We start from the raw sequence: 13,505 nt of genomic DNA, 5'->3' as shown, positions 1-13,505 counted from the left end.
CATAAAAGCGGTGGGGACGGATCTTGAAAATCGTTTTGGTTGTATTTGACCACCAGACATTGGTGCCAAAAATAGGCGCAATTACTTTCTTTCGATAACCACAGAACAATCACAACAATCATTCGTTTGACGAGCTGTTGCAGGTAAAATGATGTGAAAGGCTTGCCAGTTTCGGATTATTCGATTTAACTTCTCCGACGCTAAAGCACCAAGTCTTTAGGGAACAACAGGGAGTCAATTTGATGCTAAAGAAAACCATTGCAGCGATGCTGCTGGCCGGCGCCTGTGCGCTGCCGCTCGTGGCGACTTCTGCAAGCGCAGAAATGGTCTACCACCGTGGCAACGCTGCGGACCCCGAAACCCTCGATCAGCATAAGACATCGACCGTCTATGAAGCGCATATCCTGCGTGATCTCTATGAAGGTCTTGTTTCCTATAGCGCTGATGGCAAAACCATCCCTGGCGCAGCGGAAAGCTGGACGGTTTCTGACGACGGTCTGGTTTACACCTTCAAACTGCGTGACAATGGCAAATGGTCCAACGGTGATCCGGTGACCGCCCATGATTTCGTCTTCTCGCTGCAGCGTATCCAGACTCCGGAAACCGGCGCAAAATATGCCAACATTCTCTATCCGATCAAGAATGCGGAAAAAGTCAACAAGGGCGAGTTGAAGCCAGCCGAGCTGGGTGTCAAGGCGCTTGATGACAAGACCCTTGAAATCTCACTGGAAGCTGCGACCCCTTATTTCATCGAGCTGCTCGGTCACCAGACCGGCCTGCCAGTGCACAAGGCAACCGTCGAGAAATATGGTAGTGACTTCGTTCAGCCGGAGAATTTCGTCTCCAATGGGCCTTTCACCTTGGCCGAGTTCGTTCCGAACAGCCACGTGAAGACGGTAAAGAACAAATATTTCCACGATGCCGACAATGTCAAAATCGACTCGGTGATGTTCTACCCGACCGAAGACCGCGGTGCTGCGTTGCGCCGCTTCCAGGCCGGTGAGCTGCATTCCAACAATGACGCGCCGGTCGAGCAGATCGATTTCATGAAAAAAGAACTGGGGGATCAGTTCCGCGTCGCGCCATATCTCGGCACCTATTATTATGCCGTGAGGGCTGACAAGGAAAAACTGAAGGATCCCAAGGTTCGCCGGGCGCTCTCCATGTCCATTGACCGCGAATTTCTCGCTGAGGAAATCTGGGGCGATACGATGGTTGCCGGTTATTCCTTCGTGCCACCGGGCATCGGCAACTATGGCGAGCCTGCCTTTGCCGACTATAAGGACATGGACCAGCTGGATCGTGAAGATGCGGCCCGTGCGTTGCTTGAGGAAGCTGGCTACAGCGAAGACAATCCGCTGGAAATCGAAATCCGCTACAATACCTCCGAGAACCACAAGAACACCGCTGTGGCGATCGCTGACATGTGGAAGCCGATTGGTGTGAAGGTTACTTTGCTCAACACGGACACCAAAACCCACTATGCCCATTTGCGCGACAAAGGCGACTATGATGTCGCGCGTGCTGGCTGGATTGGCGACTATTCCGATCCGCAGAACTTCCTGTTCATGGTCGAATCCGACAATGATGGCTTCAACTATGCCAACTACAAGAACCCGGAATATGATGCCCTGATGGACAAAGCTGCTGCTACGGTCGATCTGGATGAGCGTGCAGGCTATCTGCTCGAAGCTGAAAAGCTCTTCATGCGCGATCTGCCGTTCATTCCGCTGATGTATTACGGCTCCATGAATCTGGTGTCTCCGAAGCTCAAAGGCTTCAAGGACAACCTCCTCAACATCCACCCATCCCGTTGGATGTCTGTGGAAGGTTAAGGACCTGATCCAAAGGAGAGGGCTGCCCCTGTGGCGGCCCTTTCATCGGAAAGATCCGTTGATTGCAACAGGTTAGCATCCGGATCACACGATGCTCGCTACCAATGAAACAAACCAAGATCCTGCGCATTTAACCTGAGTCAAAACGGCTCGGGGATTTTCCGGCTATGGTCCGGTCGAAGTCCGCGCAGTCAAACGGTAAGAGCGAGCATGGGTTTGGTCCTTCGTTGACGACACCCTGATCAACTCGACTGCAAGCGGACGAAGACCGTTTGCGATATTGTCTCGCCAATTGCGAGACGGATATCCTGAATTCCAGGTAAAACGCGTATCCGACTGGACCCTGAAAACCAGCAATAAAAGAGATACGCCCGAGAAGGACGCACTATGCTGAGATATGTGCTCAAGCGTTTGCTGACCGCTATCCCGACATTGTTTCTCATTGTCACCATCTCGTTCTTCCTCATCCGTGTGGCTCCCGGTGGTCCGTTCGATCTCGAACGTCCGCTCGAAGCCAAGGTGATGGAGAATCTGAACAAGATCTATCAGCTCGACAAAAGCATCTGGGAACAATATTTGATCTATATGGGCAACGTGCTCAGAGGAGATCTGGGCCCAAGCTTCTTCTTCCGTGACTTCACCGTTGGCGACCTGTTCCGTCAGGGACTGCCGATTTCCATCGAAATCGGTGGCTTTGCGCTTCTGCTGGCGCTGCTTGTCGGTGGATCGCTGGGTATTCTGGCGGCCCTGAAACAGAATAAGGGTCCCGACTATGCGGTCATGACCATGGCCACCATGGGCATTACCATTCCCAACTTCGTGGTCGCCCCGGTTCTGACGCTGATTTTCGGCGTCATGCTCGGCTGGTTGCCCGTCGGTGGCTGGAACAATGGCGCATGGGAAAATAAGCTGCTGCCCATCCTGACCCTCGGCCTGCCGCAGGTGGCCATCGTGGCCCGCCTGACCCGTGGCTCGATGATTGAAGCCTTGCGCTCCCACCATATCCGCACCGCGCGGGCCAATGGCCTGCCGCAATGGATGGTGGTCGTGGTCCATGCCCTGCGCGGCGCCCTGTTGCCGGTGGTCTCCTATGCAGGTCCGGCCGCTGCCGCCCTGCTGACCGGCTCGGTGGTGATCGAAACCATCTATGGCATCCCCGGCGTTGGCCGCTATTTCGTTCAGGCCGCACTCAATCGCGACTATACCCTCGTCATGGGCACCGTGATTGTGATTGCCGTCTTCATCATGATTTTCAACCTGATCGTTGACCTGCTCTATGCCTGGCTCGATCCACGCGTGCGGTACGATTGAGAAACACATGACCCCAGAAAAACTGAAAACTCCAGCCGGACAGGCCACCGAACGCGTCATCGAGGCGCAGGTTGGCCGCTCCCTGTGGGACGATGCCTGGGCCCGCTTGCGCGCCAACCGCGCCGCCATGGCGTCTTTCATCGCTCTTTTCGTCATTACCGTGGCCTGCTTCTTCGGCCCAATGCTGTCGCCACATTCATTCGATGCGGTTTATCGGGATTATGTCAAAGTGCCAGCTTCCATGCAGACCTATCCGCGTCAGGATGCGATCTCGCCTGTGCTTGAGAAGGTGCTCAAACGCGCCCGCCTGACCGCAAGTGATGTGCAGATCACCGACACGCAAGTGATCGCCAAGGTGGAGTCTTCCCGGCGTGCCATCCGCGAGAATACCGTGCGATATGTCGACCGGTCTGATCTGTTCACCAATGCGCGGTTCGAGGCCTTCTCCGAAGACAAGAAAAGCGCCACCCTGATCGCCGAGATCGACAAGATGCATTTCTACTTTGGCACCGATGCCAACGGGCGCGACCTGATGACCCGCACCCTGATTGCCGGTCGCGTGTCCTTGTTGATCGGCCTTTTGGCGTCCGGCGTTGCCCTGTTGATCGGCGTCACCTATGGCTCGTTGTCGGGCTATCTGGGTGGCCGGGCCGATTTGATTATGATGCGCGTTGTTGATGTGCTCTATTCCCTGCCATTCATCTTCTTCGTCATCCTTCTGGTGGTGTTTTTCGGGCGAAACTTTGTCCTGATGTTCATAGCCGTGGGGGCTGTCGAGTGGCTCGATATGGCGAGGATCGTCCGCGGTCAGACCCTGTCGATCAAGAGGCAGGAATATGTACTCGCGGCTGAAGCGATGGGCGTCGGGGCGCGCGGCATACTGCGTCGCCATGTCATTCCCAACACGCTGGGGCCTGTGGTGATTTTCGTCACCCTCTTGGTGCCAAAGGTTATTCTGCTGGAAAGTTTCCTGTCCTTCCTTGGCCTTGGGGTTCAGGAGCCGATGACCTCTTGGGGTGTGCTGATCTCTGAAGGCGCACGCAATCTGCAGGGGGCTGGCTGGATGCTGATCTTCCCGTCCATTTTCCTCACCACGACCCTGTTCGCGCTCAATTTCATCGGTGACGGTCTGCGTGACGCGTTGGATCCGAAGGATCGATAGGAGCAAGTGATGACAATGGAAAACAAGGCACCTTTGCTCGAAATCGAAAATCTCAATGTCCATTTCGAGACCAATTCTGACAAGGACATCCACGCTGTGCGCGGCATCAATATGACCGTGCAAAAGGGCGAAACCGTCGCGGTGGTGGGTGAATCCGGCTCAGGCAAGAGCCAGGTCATGATGTCGGCCATGGGCCTGTTGGCCGACAATGGTCAGGCGACCGGTTCGGTCAGATATGCCGGTGATGAAATTCTCGGCTTACCACGACGCAAGCTCAACAGCTATCGCGGTTCGAAGATGACCATGATCTTTCAGGAGCCCATGACCTCGCTTGACCCGCTCTACACGATCGGGCGGCAAATCTGTGAGCCGCTTCGGGTGCATCAGAAGATGGACAAGAAGCGCGCCATGGACCGGGCACTGGAACTGCTCGAGATGGTGGGGATCCCCGAGCCAAGAAAACGGCTCAAATCCTACCCCCACGAAATGTCCGGCGGCCAGCGTCAGCGTGTGATGATCGCCATGGCGCTTGCCAACAATCCGGACCTTTTGATTGCCGATGAGCCAACCACGGCGCTCGACGTGACCATTCAGGCCCAGATCCTGCAATTGCTTGCCGAGCTGCAAAAGAAGCTGGGCATGGCCATTTTGTTCATCACCCACGACCTGAACATCGTCAAGCGCTTTGCCGACCGGGTCTATGTGATGAAAACCGGCGAAGTGGTGGAAGAGGGGGAAACCCAAGCCATCTTCAACAATCCGCAGCATGACTATACCAAGATGCTGCTCTCCGCCGAGCCCGAAGGCATCAAGGTTGCCCCTCCCATCGATGCGCCGACCTTGCTTGAAGGCAAGAATGTCAACGTCACCTTCAACATCACCGAGGGGCTGTTTGGTCAGCATACTCACGCCCTCAAGGCGGTGAATGACGTAGACATCCGTCTGCGCAAAGGCCAGACCATCGGCATTGTGGGGGAGTCCGGGTCGGGCAAATCGACCCTTGGTCGGGCATTGCTGCGGCTCAACAATGCCACCGGTGACGTAATGCTCGATGGCAAGAACATGAACACAATCTCTGATGAAGACATGCGGCGGCATCGTCGTCAGTTGCAGCTGGTCTTTCAAGATCCCTTTGGCTCCCTGTCGCCGCGCATGATGGTCGGCCAGATCATCACCGAAGGTCTTCTGGTCCATCAGCCCGGCATTTCTGCCAAGGAACGGGATCAACGGGCCATCGAGGCCTTGAAGGAAGTTCAGCTCGATCCGGCGATGCGCAACCGCTATCCGCATGAATTTTCAGGCGGTCAGCGTCAGCGGATTGCCATTGCCCGCGCGATGGTGCTTAAACCCCGCATCGTGGTGCTCGATGAGCCGACATCCGCTCTTGATCGCTCGGTCCAGAAGCAGATCGTTGAATTGCTGCGTGATCTGCAAAAGGCCCATGATTTGTCCTACCTTTTCATCTCACACGATCTGACGGTCGTGCGGGCCATGTCCGACTATGTCATGGTGATGAAGCAGGGCGAAATCGTCGAAGAAGGCCTCACCGATCAGGTCTTTGATGCCCCGCGTGAGCTCTACACAAAACAGTTGATGGCCGCGGCCTTCGATTTGGAGCCGATTTCGGCCTGATCCGATTGGATTGGACCAGCACAAACCAGAGAGTGAGGGTCGCCAGAGGCGGCCCTTTTCGTTTCTATAACTATATGTTTCAAATAATGAAACTCTATTTCATCTATTGAAAAGTCATACTCTTTCCGGTAAAAATGACGTGAGCGAACATGCGGCAACAGGCCCAACAAAGGGAGTAAACAATGCGTGCAATCAATCTTGAGGACGACCCGCACCGGCGTTTCAATCCTTTGAAAGGCGAATGGGTGCTGGTCTCCCCACATCGTAACAAACGGCCATGGATGGGCCGAGAGGAAAAACCGATTGTCAGCAACAAGCCGGCCCATGATCCGGGCTGCTATCTCTGCCCCGGCAATGCTCGAACGTCTGGTGCGGTCAACCCGCTCTATCGCGGGCCCTATGTCTTTGACAATGATTTCCCGGCCCTGTTGACCGACACGCCGCTGGACCGGGCAGGGGACGAACGCCTGTTTATCAGTGAGACCGTGCGGGGCACGGCGCGCGTCATATGCTTTTCCGAACGCCACGACCTGACCCTACCCGAGCTCTCGCGGGCCAGCATTCGCAAGGTGGTGGATCTTTGGGCCGATCAACTCGCGGAGTTGGGCCAGACCTATGGTTGGGTGGCTCTGTTCGAGAATAAGGGTGAGATGATGGGCTGCTCCCAGCCCCATCCCCATGGCCAGATCTGGGCAACCAACTATCTACCCAACGAAATTGCTCGTGAAGACGACCATCAAAAGGCCTATCATGACAAACATGGCACGATCCTTCTGGTCGATTATGCCAATTCTGAAAGCGCGCGCGGTGAGCGAACCATCGTCGAGAATGATGACTGGATCGCTGTTGTGCCCTATTGGGCCACTTGGCCGTTTGAAACCCTTGTCATGCCCAAACGCCATGTGTTGCGCCTCACCGATCTGACGGATGGCGAGCGCAATGGTTGTGCCGATATCCTCAAACGCCTGACCTGCCGCTATGACAATCTGTTCCAGACCGAGTTTCCCTATTCAATGGGCTGGCACGGCGCGCCAACCATGAAGGGCAGCTTTGACCATTGGCAGTTGCACGCCCATTTCTACCCGCCTCTGATGCGCTCCGCCACGGTGCGCAAATTCATGGTCGGGTTCGAGATGCTGGCCGAAAGCCAACGGGACATGACCGCCGAAAGTGCAGCCGAACGGCTCCGCAGCCTGTCGGATATTCATTACAAGGAAGCGGCGAAATGAGCCATGACAGCCTGATACAAAGTGTTTCCGATGCCTATGAGGCGCAGTTTGGCACCAAACCCGCCCATGTCACCACTGCCCCCGGCCGGGTCAATCTGCTGGGCGAGCATACCGACTATAATGGCGGCTATGTCCTGCCCATGCCGTTGACACTGGAAGTCTGCATTGCCATCGGTCCAGGAGAAAAACCCGGCTTTGCCACGCTTTATAGCCAATCTTTCGATGAAATCTGTGACATCGCGCTCAAAGGCAGCAAGTCCAACCATTGGAGTGACTTCATTCTTGGCAGTTTCCAGCTCTCCGATCATAAGCCGGACCTGAATGCAAGCTATCGGCTTGCCATTGGCAGCAGTCTGCCGATGGGGGCGGGCATTTCCAGCTCCGCCGCATTGGAAGTGGTCAGCCTACGCGCCATTGCTGCCTATTTGGGGGTGTCCGTCGATCCGGTCGCCATCGCCCATACGGCTCGCAAGGTGGAGAATGAGTTTGTTGGCATGCCTTGCGGCATCATGGATCAGTTTGCCTCATCCGTTGGCGCGGAAGCGATGGCGCTGTTTCTCGATGCCCGGTCTATGGAGTATGAACTCGCTCCGCTTTTCCCTGACCACAAGATCATCACGCTTCATTCCGGCGTCACCCACAAACTAACCGACGGCTCCTATGAGCAACGGGTAAAGGAATGCGCCAGCGCCTGCGCAATGCTCGGCATCAACCAGTTGCGTGATGTCGGGATGGAGGATCTGGATCGGATCGAAGCGTTGGGCGGGGTGGAAACCCGCCGCGCCCGCCACATCGTCACCGAAAACCAACGGGTGCTTGATGGGGTCGCAGCCTTGAAAGCCCACGACGCTGACACCTTTGGCCGCCTGATGGTCGAAAGTCACGCCTCCCAGCGCGATGACTATGCCATCACGGTGGCGGAAACCGACGCTCTGGTTGAAGCTGCGCTCGCAGCTGGCGCCAAGGGGGCCCGCCAGACCGGCGGCGGGTTTGGCGGGGCAATTGTTGCTTTGGTTGCCGACGATCAGGTGGACACTTGGTGTGAGGCCATGACCCGTGATCATCCTGAGACGCGGATACTGGATGTCACCTGATCCGCGTTCGCGTTATGTGGCCGATTTATGGGATCTCAGTGACAGTGGCACGTATCCTGCCCATCCTCATGATCGTGCCCGTGCCCATGATTGTGATCATGGCCGCATCCTTCACCACCCGGTAGACGCTGCCCATCTGCCACAAACTGCTCGATTGCCCGGATCGGATCCGTCTCTTCCGTCAGGCTGGCAATGACATTGCGCCGTGCCATATTGCGGGCAAAGCCGGGACCGAAGGATGCAGAGATCAACACATCCACAGCATCGAGCGGATGGGCCACCATTTGCCCGCCCAATTCATGAATGCACATGTCCTTTGGCAGATCAATGCGCTCGATCTCCACCGGCGGCTGACCACTTTCGACTTGATAGACGAGGAAGCGTCGGGCGCGGCCCGCATGATTGGTGACAGTTTTGAAATTCTGCGATGTGAGGGCGATCTTCATGGATGGCTCCGAACAGGGGGACGGTCTCACTTCAGGATTTACGCCTTTGCTGCCCCGTCCGCAAGCGTGACATCAAGTCCCGCCAGCTCGTCGCGAAATTGCTCAAGGGCGGCTTCGCCCTTCGGTGTCATTTGATAGATGCCGCGATCCGCCCGCTCGAACCAGCCATAATGGTCATCTGCCATGATGGGGCGGGCCTTCTCCACCCCGGTCGCCTTGGCAACGTCCGATGCTTTGGTCGCACCCGCCTGCGAGAGAAATTTGAGACATTTGAGCGCGTCCTGCCGATAAGAGGTGATCAGACCCTTGCGGGTCTGCCCCCCTTCATTGGGATCGCCGACCCGGCGGGCAAATTCGCGCAAAAGCCTCGTTTTGCGCGGCTTCATCTGGCGGGGCTTGTAGGGGGCCGGGTCCACATGCACGGTAACCAGAGCTGATGCCGGAATGTCGCCCAGTCGCACGGTGATCAACCCCAGCCCGAGGCGACGGCACAGGCTCTTGTTCGACTTGAACGCCCGATGATAGGCTTTGCCGGAGCCTTGCGGCACGGCGATATAAACAGCATCGGTCATGCTCTGGCGTTGGATTGCCTGATGAAACAGGGTGAGGGTAAAGCCGGTTTTCAGCTCGACCACAACCGGATCGTCTTCCGCTCGGCAGCCGACGATATCGACTGCGCCCACTTCGCCCTTTACCTCATAGCCCTGAGCAACCAGAAACTGCTTCACCGGTTCGTAAAGTGCGGTTTCCTTGATCGCTGTCTTCTTGGCCATGGGCAACTCTCTAGCACTCAGTCGGAGATCGAATCATGCCAGAGAATGCCCGATTTCGTCATACGGAGCCAGTGTCCATCGCCTGCTTGAGATCCGACAAAATGTCCGCCACCTCTTCAAGCCCGACCGACATGCGGATCAGGCCGTCGCTGATCAGATGTTCGGCCCGCTCTTCTGCGGTATAAGTGGAATGGGTCATCGAAGCGGGGTGCTGGATGAGGGTTTCCGCATCCCCCAGAGACACGGCCCGCTGGATCATTTTGAGCCGGTTCATCAGCGTCCGCCCTGCTTCAAGCCCGCCTTCAAGTTCGAACGCGATCATGCCGCCGGGCTTAAGCATCTGTTTGGCTGCCAATTCTTTCTGCCCAAAGCTATCAAGCCCCGGATAATAGACCCGGTCGACACCGGGTTGCTGTTCCAGCCAATTGGCCACCGTCAGCGCCGAGGCGCAATGGCGATCCATCCGCAGTGCAAGGGTCTTAAGGCCACGCAGGATCAGCATCGCATTGAAAGGGGCCATCACCGCGCCGGTCATATCCTTCATGCCATAGAGCCGGATCTCGGTAATCTGCTCGGTGGAGCCAACCACAAAACCGGCAATCACATCCCCATGACCGCCGAGATACTTGGTCGCTGAATGCACCACCAGATCGGCGCCCAGCGAAATCGGGCGGGTCAGGTAAGGGGTGGCATAGGTATTGTCGACCACCACCTTTGCCCCGGCAGCATGCGCGATTGAGGCAATCGCCTCGATATCAACCAGACGCATATTCGGATTGGCCGGGCTTTCAAAATAGACAAGCTTGGTCTTGTCGCTGATTGCCACCTGCAGGTTGGCCGGGTCGGTCAAATCGAGATGGGTGATGGTGATGCCAAATTTGGCCAGTCCGTGATGCAGATAGGCAAAAGTACAGCCATAAAGCGTCTCGTCGACAATCACCTCGTCTCCCGGTGACAGCAGGGTCCAGAGGGTTGCCGTGATGGCCCCCATACCGGAGGCCAGCGCCAGCCCGGCTTCGGCCTCTTCCAGAGTTGCGATGCGTTGCTCAAGCAGGGCGCAGGTCGGATTGGAAATCCGGCTGTAGATATAGCCCTCACGTTCACCGGCAAACATCTCGCCACCGGCTTCCGCTGATTCAAAGGCAAAGGTCGATGTCAGATGCAACGGGGGTGTCAAGGCACCCTCATGCTCCTGCGGATCATAGGCATGGTGGATCGCGCGGGTGGAAAATCCCTGTTGATGATTGGTCATTATTTTTGTCCTTTTCGCTTTTCACCATTTTGCCCTATTCCTTTTGGTAGATGGTGCCAATATTGCTAATGAAGCGGTAATTTTTGGCATTATCTGCCAACATGGAGGCCTAAAATGGACAATAAGGATCGACAGATCATTCGTGCCTTGCAAGCGAATGGGCGCATGACCAATCTGGAGCTGGCTGAACAGGTCAATCTCTCTCCTTCCCCCTGCCTGCGCCGTGTGCGCATTCTGGAGGAAAAAGGCGTGATCAAAGGCTACAGTGCCAATGTTGATCCGGTTGCTTACGGGTTGCCCGTGATGGTCTTTGTCCGCATCCGCCTTGAGCGACACAATGAAGATGCGGTGCGCAATTTCGAGCGCCATATTCAGGCCATCGATGAAGTGCTCGAATGCCATGTCCTGACCGGGCAGATGGATTATCAATTGCGGGTTCTGGTGCCCGGGCTCGACCATTATGAGCGCTTCATCCGCTCCAAAATCCACCCGATTGGTGGCGTGGCGTCAATCGACACGAGTTTTGTTTACTCAACCGTCAAGGCCCAGACAGTTTATCCGCCTGCAGATTAACTGAATTGCTGTAAGTAAAAGAACTTATGGTGAGATTGATCAAAATTGGATCCAATGTTGAGCCTCAGAGAGGAGTTTTGTCACTGAAATGACGTGAATTCGCCGTTTTCTGAAGTTTTTACCAATTTGTCGATTGCGATCAAAAGTAAATATTAACTTGACTAAGGTCTGATTGTTGCAACCACAGATCAAGGTGATTTGCTATGAAATCAGCTGCAGCTCAGCCCCTTCCTCCGAAAAAAGCCGCACAAGACGGCGTGCGTGACATCTATGTGGACTTTTTGTCCGGCCCGAACACGCAAACTCAGGTTGCTTCGGAAGCCTGGCGTACCATTGCGCCCGAGCTTCCCGGCATTCTTGACCGTTTCTACAAGGACCTGACCGACTATCCTGAACTGTCCGCCAAATTGGGCGATGGTGGGAGCAAGGTTGAGAATCTGAAAAAGGCCCAGACCAAGCACTGGGAGTTCATCCTGAACAATGAAACGGATTTGGAATTTGAGGGCCATTGTATCCGTGTCGGTGAAGCGCATGTCCGAACCGATCTCAGCGTCCAGTGGTATGTTTCCTCCTATGGCAGCATCCTGCAACAGGTGATCCCGCTGGTTATCTCGAAGAACAAGCTCCATCCGGGTCGGGCCAGCAAACAGTTGCAGGCGCTGATTGGTCGCTTTTTCATCGATATAGTAACCTCGATTGGTGCCTTCAACGGCACGGTCCAGCGGGTGGCAGAAGAGAAACTCAAAGAAGAAACCAGCCTCAGGAACCTGAAAAATCTTGCCAAGACCTTGCAGGACATCAACTCGATCTCGATGGATATGGCAGTATTGGCGCGCAATACGCATACGGCGTCAGAAAGCGGCCAAGCCATCTCGGCAGCGGTCTCCGAGCTTGTGGCTTCGACTGAGCAAATTTCGGACAATAGTGACAGCACGTCGCAGAATGCCAACCATGCCACCAAGTCGGTCACCGAAGGTATGGAAGCCATGGGCACCGTGCTTGATGCCATGAATGACATTGCTCAGACCTCCAAGCAGACCGAGAACAGTTTGACCGGGCTGATGGAGGCCTCCCACCAGATCGGAGAATTTCTGTCGGTCATTGAAAGCATTTCCAACCAGACCAATCTGTTGGCCCTCAATGCGACCATCGAAGCGGCCCGCGCAGGCGAAGCAGGCAAGGGCTTTGCTGTCGTGGCGGCCGAAGTCAAGGAACTGGCGTCCCTTTCCAACAAGGCGGCGGAAGATATATCGACTCGCATTCACTCGCTCAATCAGGGCATGGCTTCCATTCAGTCCTCGATCAGCGGGTCGCTTGATGCCATCGAAAAAGGTCAGGACAGAATTCTGGGGGCCAACCAGATGATGGAACAGCTGCGCGGTCAGGTCACGGAAGTGTCCGGCTCGATGCATGAAGTGTCTACCATTTTGCAGCAACAGACCAAGGCCAGCCATGAAATTGCTGGCAGTGTCACCGGAGTTGCTGATCTGACCAGCGAGAATGAGCGCACGCTGCAGGGAATGGTCAAGGCCATGCAGGAAAGCAACGATCAATTCTCCCGCAGTGCGACCGATTGGTTTGAGGGCAGTTCGAACCGGTCCCTGTGCGAGATGGCGAAAATCGACCATGTGTTGTTCAAGAAACACGTGCTGGATGCTGTCATGGGGCGCAATGAGTGGCAGTCCGGTGACGTACCGGATCATCACGACTGCCGTCTGGGCAAATGGTATGAAGGAATCGGCAATTCAAGCATTAGTTCCAACGCGATCTTCAAGTCTCTTCTTGCCCCCCATGATCGTGTCCATTCATCGGCCAAGAAAGCGCTCGCCCTTTATGAAAAGGGCGATCTAAGCGAAGCTTTCACTGCGCTTCACGAAATGGACGATGCCAGTCACGAGGTTCTGAGTATCCTTGACGAGCTGTCGGACGCGCTCGGCAATGAACTCAAAGATGCCGACAAACGCAGCTTTGTCCGTGCGAAAGTGCAGGATCGTGCCTTCATCATCACCGACAAGGAACAGTTTGAAGTTGACGTCACCGATATGTCGAAGATCGGACTCGGTGTGTCAGGTCTTCCAAAAGACCTGAAAGCCTCCTCCGTGCGCGTCAAGATCGGCACAGAAGTGCGTACGGCTCAAGTGGTTTGGAACGATGGCCAACAGGCGGGACTGCGTTACGCGAAGTAAAAATCAGGATAA

The 13,505-nt window shown here is 55.5% G+C and carries 11 protein-coding genes; 8 read left to right on the top strand and 3 right to left on the bottom strand.

The window, feature by feature from the left end; translation table 11 throughout:
* The first annotated feature begins 242 nt into the window (after positions 1-242).
* The 6 genes from DSD30_RS01710 to galK all read left to right on the top strand — a co-directional run bounded on the left by DSD30_RS01710 (position 243) and on the right by galK (position 8,263).
* Positions 243-1,835: a peptide ABC transporter substrate-binding protein gene (locus tag DSD30_RS01710; protein WP_198662782.1), complete on the top strand. Its 1,593-nt coding sequence runs from the start codon at positions 243-245 to the stop codon at positions 1,833-1,835.
* A gap of 387 nt (positions 1,836-2,222) precedes the next feature.
* On the top strand, positions 2,223-3,146 hold the full coding sequence (gene oppB, locus DSD30_RS01705; protein ID WP_114007865.1) for an oligopeptide ABC transporter permease OppB: 924 nt from the start codon (positions 2,223-2,225) through the stop codon (positions 3,144-3,146).
* Between the two features lie 7 nt (positions 3,147-3,153).
* Positions 3,154-4,308, top strand: a complete 1,155-nt coding sequence (locus tag DSD30_RS01700; protein ID WP_114007864.1) for an ABC transporter permease subunit — start codon at positions 3,154-3,156, stop codon at positions 4,306-4,308.
* Between the two features lie 9 nt (positions 4,309-4,317).
* Positions 4,318-5,940 carry an ABC transporter ATP-binding protein gene (locus DSD30_RS01695; RefSeq protein WP_114007863.1) on the top strand — a complete coding sequence of 541 codons (1,623 nt, stop codon included), beginning with the start codon at positions 4,318-4,320 and terminating at the stop codon, positions 5,938-5,940.
* Between the two features lie 182 nt (positions 5,941-6,122).
* A complete protein-coding gene (locus DSD30_RS01690) occupies positions 6,123-7,169 on the top strand; it encodes a UDP-glucose--hexose-1-phosphate uridylyltransferase (protein WP_114007862.1) in 1,047 nt (348 codons plus the stop codon).
* Complete coding sequence (galK, locus tag DSD30_RS01685) at positions 7,166-8,263, top strand: galactokinase (RefSeq protein WP_114007861.1); 1,098 nt, start codon at positions 7,166-7,168, stop codon at positions 8,261-8,263. The genes DSD30_RS01690 and galK overlap by 4 nt, the downstream gene beginning before the upstream one ends.
* Positions 8,264-8,298: 35 nt before the next feature.
* Here galK and DSD30_RS01680 read toward each other — a convergent pair whose 3' ends face one another.
* Genes DSD30_RS01680 through DSD30_RS01670 form a run of 3 tightly spaced genes read right to left on the bottom strand, consistent with a single transcriptional unit; the run spans position 8,299 to position 10,734 of the window.
* Positions 8,299-8,709, bottom strand: a complete 411-nt coding sequence (locus DSD30_RS01680; protein ID WP_114007860.1) for a NifB/NifX family molybdenum-iron cluster-binding protein — start codon at positions 8,707-8,709, stop codon at positions 8,299-8,301.
* 38 nt (positions 8,710-8,747) lie between these two features.
* Entirely contained in the window at positions 8,748-9,482 is a 735-nt protein-coding gene (locus DSD30_RS01675) for a DUF2161 domain-containing phosphodiesterase (RefSeq protein ID WP_198662781.1), read from the bottom strand.
* Positions 9,483-9,540: 58 nt separating this feature from the next.
* Positions 9,541-10,734 carry a methionine gamma-lyase gene (locus DSD30_RS01670; RefSeq protein ID WP_114007859.1) on the bottom strand — a complete coding sequence of 398 codons (1,194 nt, stop codon included), beginning with the start codon at positions 10,732-10,734 and terminating at the stop codon, positions 9,541-9,543.
* A 114-nt stretch (positions 10,735-10,848) separates the two neighbouring features.
* Here DSD30_RS01670 and DSD30_RS01665 point away from each other — a divergent pair, with 114 nt between their 5' ends.
* Entirely contained in the window at positions 10,849-11,307 is a 459-nt protein-coding gene (locus tag DSD30_RS01665) for an Lrp/AsnC family transcriptional regulator (protein WP_114007858.1), read from the top strand.
* A 203-nt stretch (positions 11,308-11,510) separates the two neighbouring features.
* Positions 11,511-13,493: a methyl-accepting chemotaxis protein gene (locus tag DSD30_RS01660; protein WP_114007857.1), complete on the top strand. Its 1,983-nt coding sequence runs from the start codon at positions 11,511-11,513 to the stop codon at positions 13,491-13,493.
* Positions 13,494-13,505: the final 12 nt, after the last annotated feature.

Source organism: Cohaesibacter intestini (assembly GCF_003324485.1).
Lineage (GTDB): Bacteria > Pseudomonadota > Alphaproteobacteria > Rhizobiales > Cohaesibacteraceae > Cohaesibacter > Cohaesibacter intestini.
The sequence above is the reverse complement of the archived record's forward strand: the minus strand, read 5'-3'. Positions and strand labels throughout refer to the sequence as shown.

Coding starts and splice junctions, on each gene's coding strand:
- DSD30_RS01710 (WP_198662782.1), top strand. CDS start 243: ATGCTAAAGAAAACCATTGCAGCGATGCTGCTGGCCGGCGCCTGTGCG.
- oppB (WP_114007865.1), top strand. CDS start 2,223: ATGCTGAGATATGTGCTCAAGCGTTTGCTGACCGCTATCCCGACATTG.
- DSD30_RS01700 (WP_114007864.1), top strand. CDS start 3,154: ATGACCCCAGAAAAACTGAAAACTCCAGCCGGACAGGCCACCGAACGC.
- DSD30_RS01695 (WP_114007863.1), top strand. CDS start 4,318: ATGACAATGGAAAACAAGGCACCTTTGCTCGAAATCGAAAATCTCAAT.
- DSD30_RS01690 (WP_114007862.1), top strand. CDS start 6,123: ATGCGTGCAATCAATCTTGAGGACGACCCGCACCGGCGTTTCAATCCT.
- galK (WP_114007861.1), top strand. CDS start 7,166: ATGAGCCATGACAGCCTGATACAAAGTGTTTCCGATGCCTATGAGGCG.
- DSD30_RS01680 (WP_114007860.1), bottom strand. CDS start 8,709: ATGAAGATCGCCCTCACATCGCAGAATTTCAAAACTGTCACCAATCAT.
- DSD30_RS01675 (WP_198662781.1), bottom strand. CDS start 9,482: ATGGCCAAGAAGACAGCGATCAAGGAAACCGCACTTTACGAACCGGTG.
- DSD30_RS01670 (WP_114007859.1), bottom strand. CDS start 10,734: ATGACCAATCATCAACAGGGATTTTCCACCCGCGCGATCCACCATGCC.
- DSD30_RS01665 (WP_114007858.1), top strand. CDS start 10,849: ATGGACAATAAGGATCGACAGATCATTCGTGCCTTGCAAGCGAATGGG.
- DSD30_RS01660 (WP_114007857.1), top strand. CDS start 11,511: ATGAAATCAGCTGCAGCTCAGCCCCTTCCTCCGAAAAAAGCCGCACAA.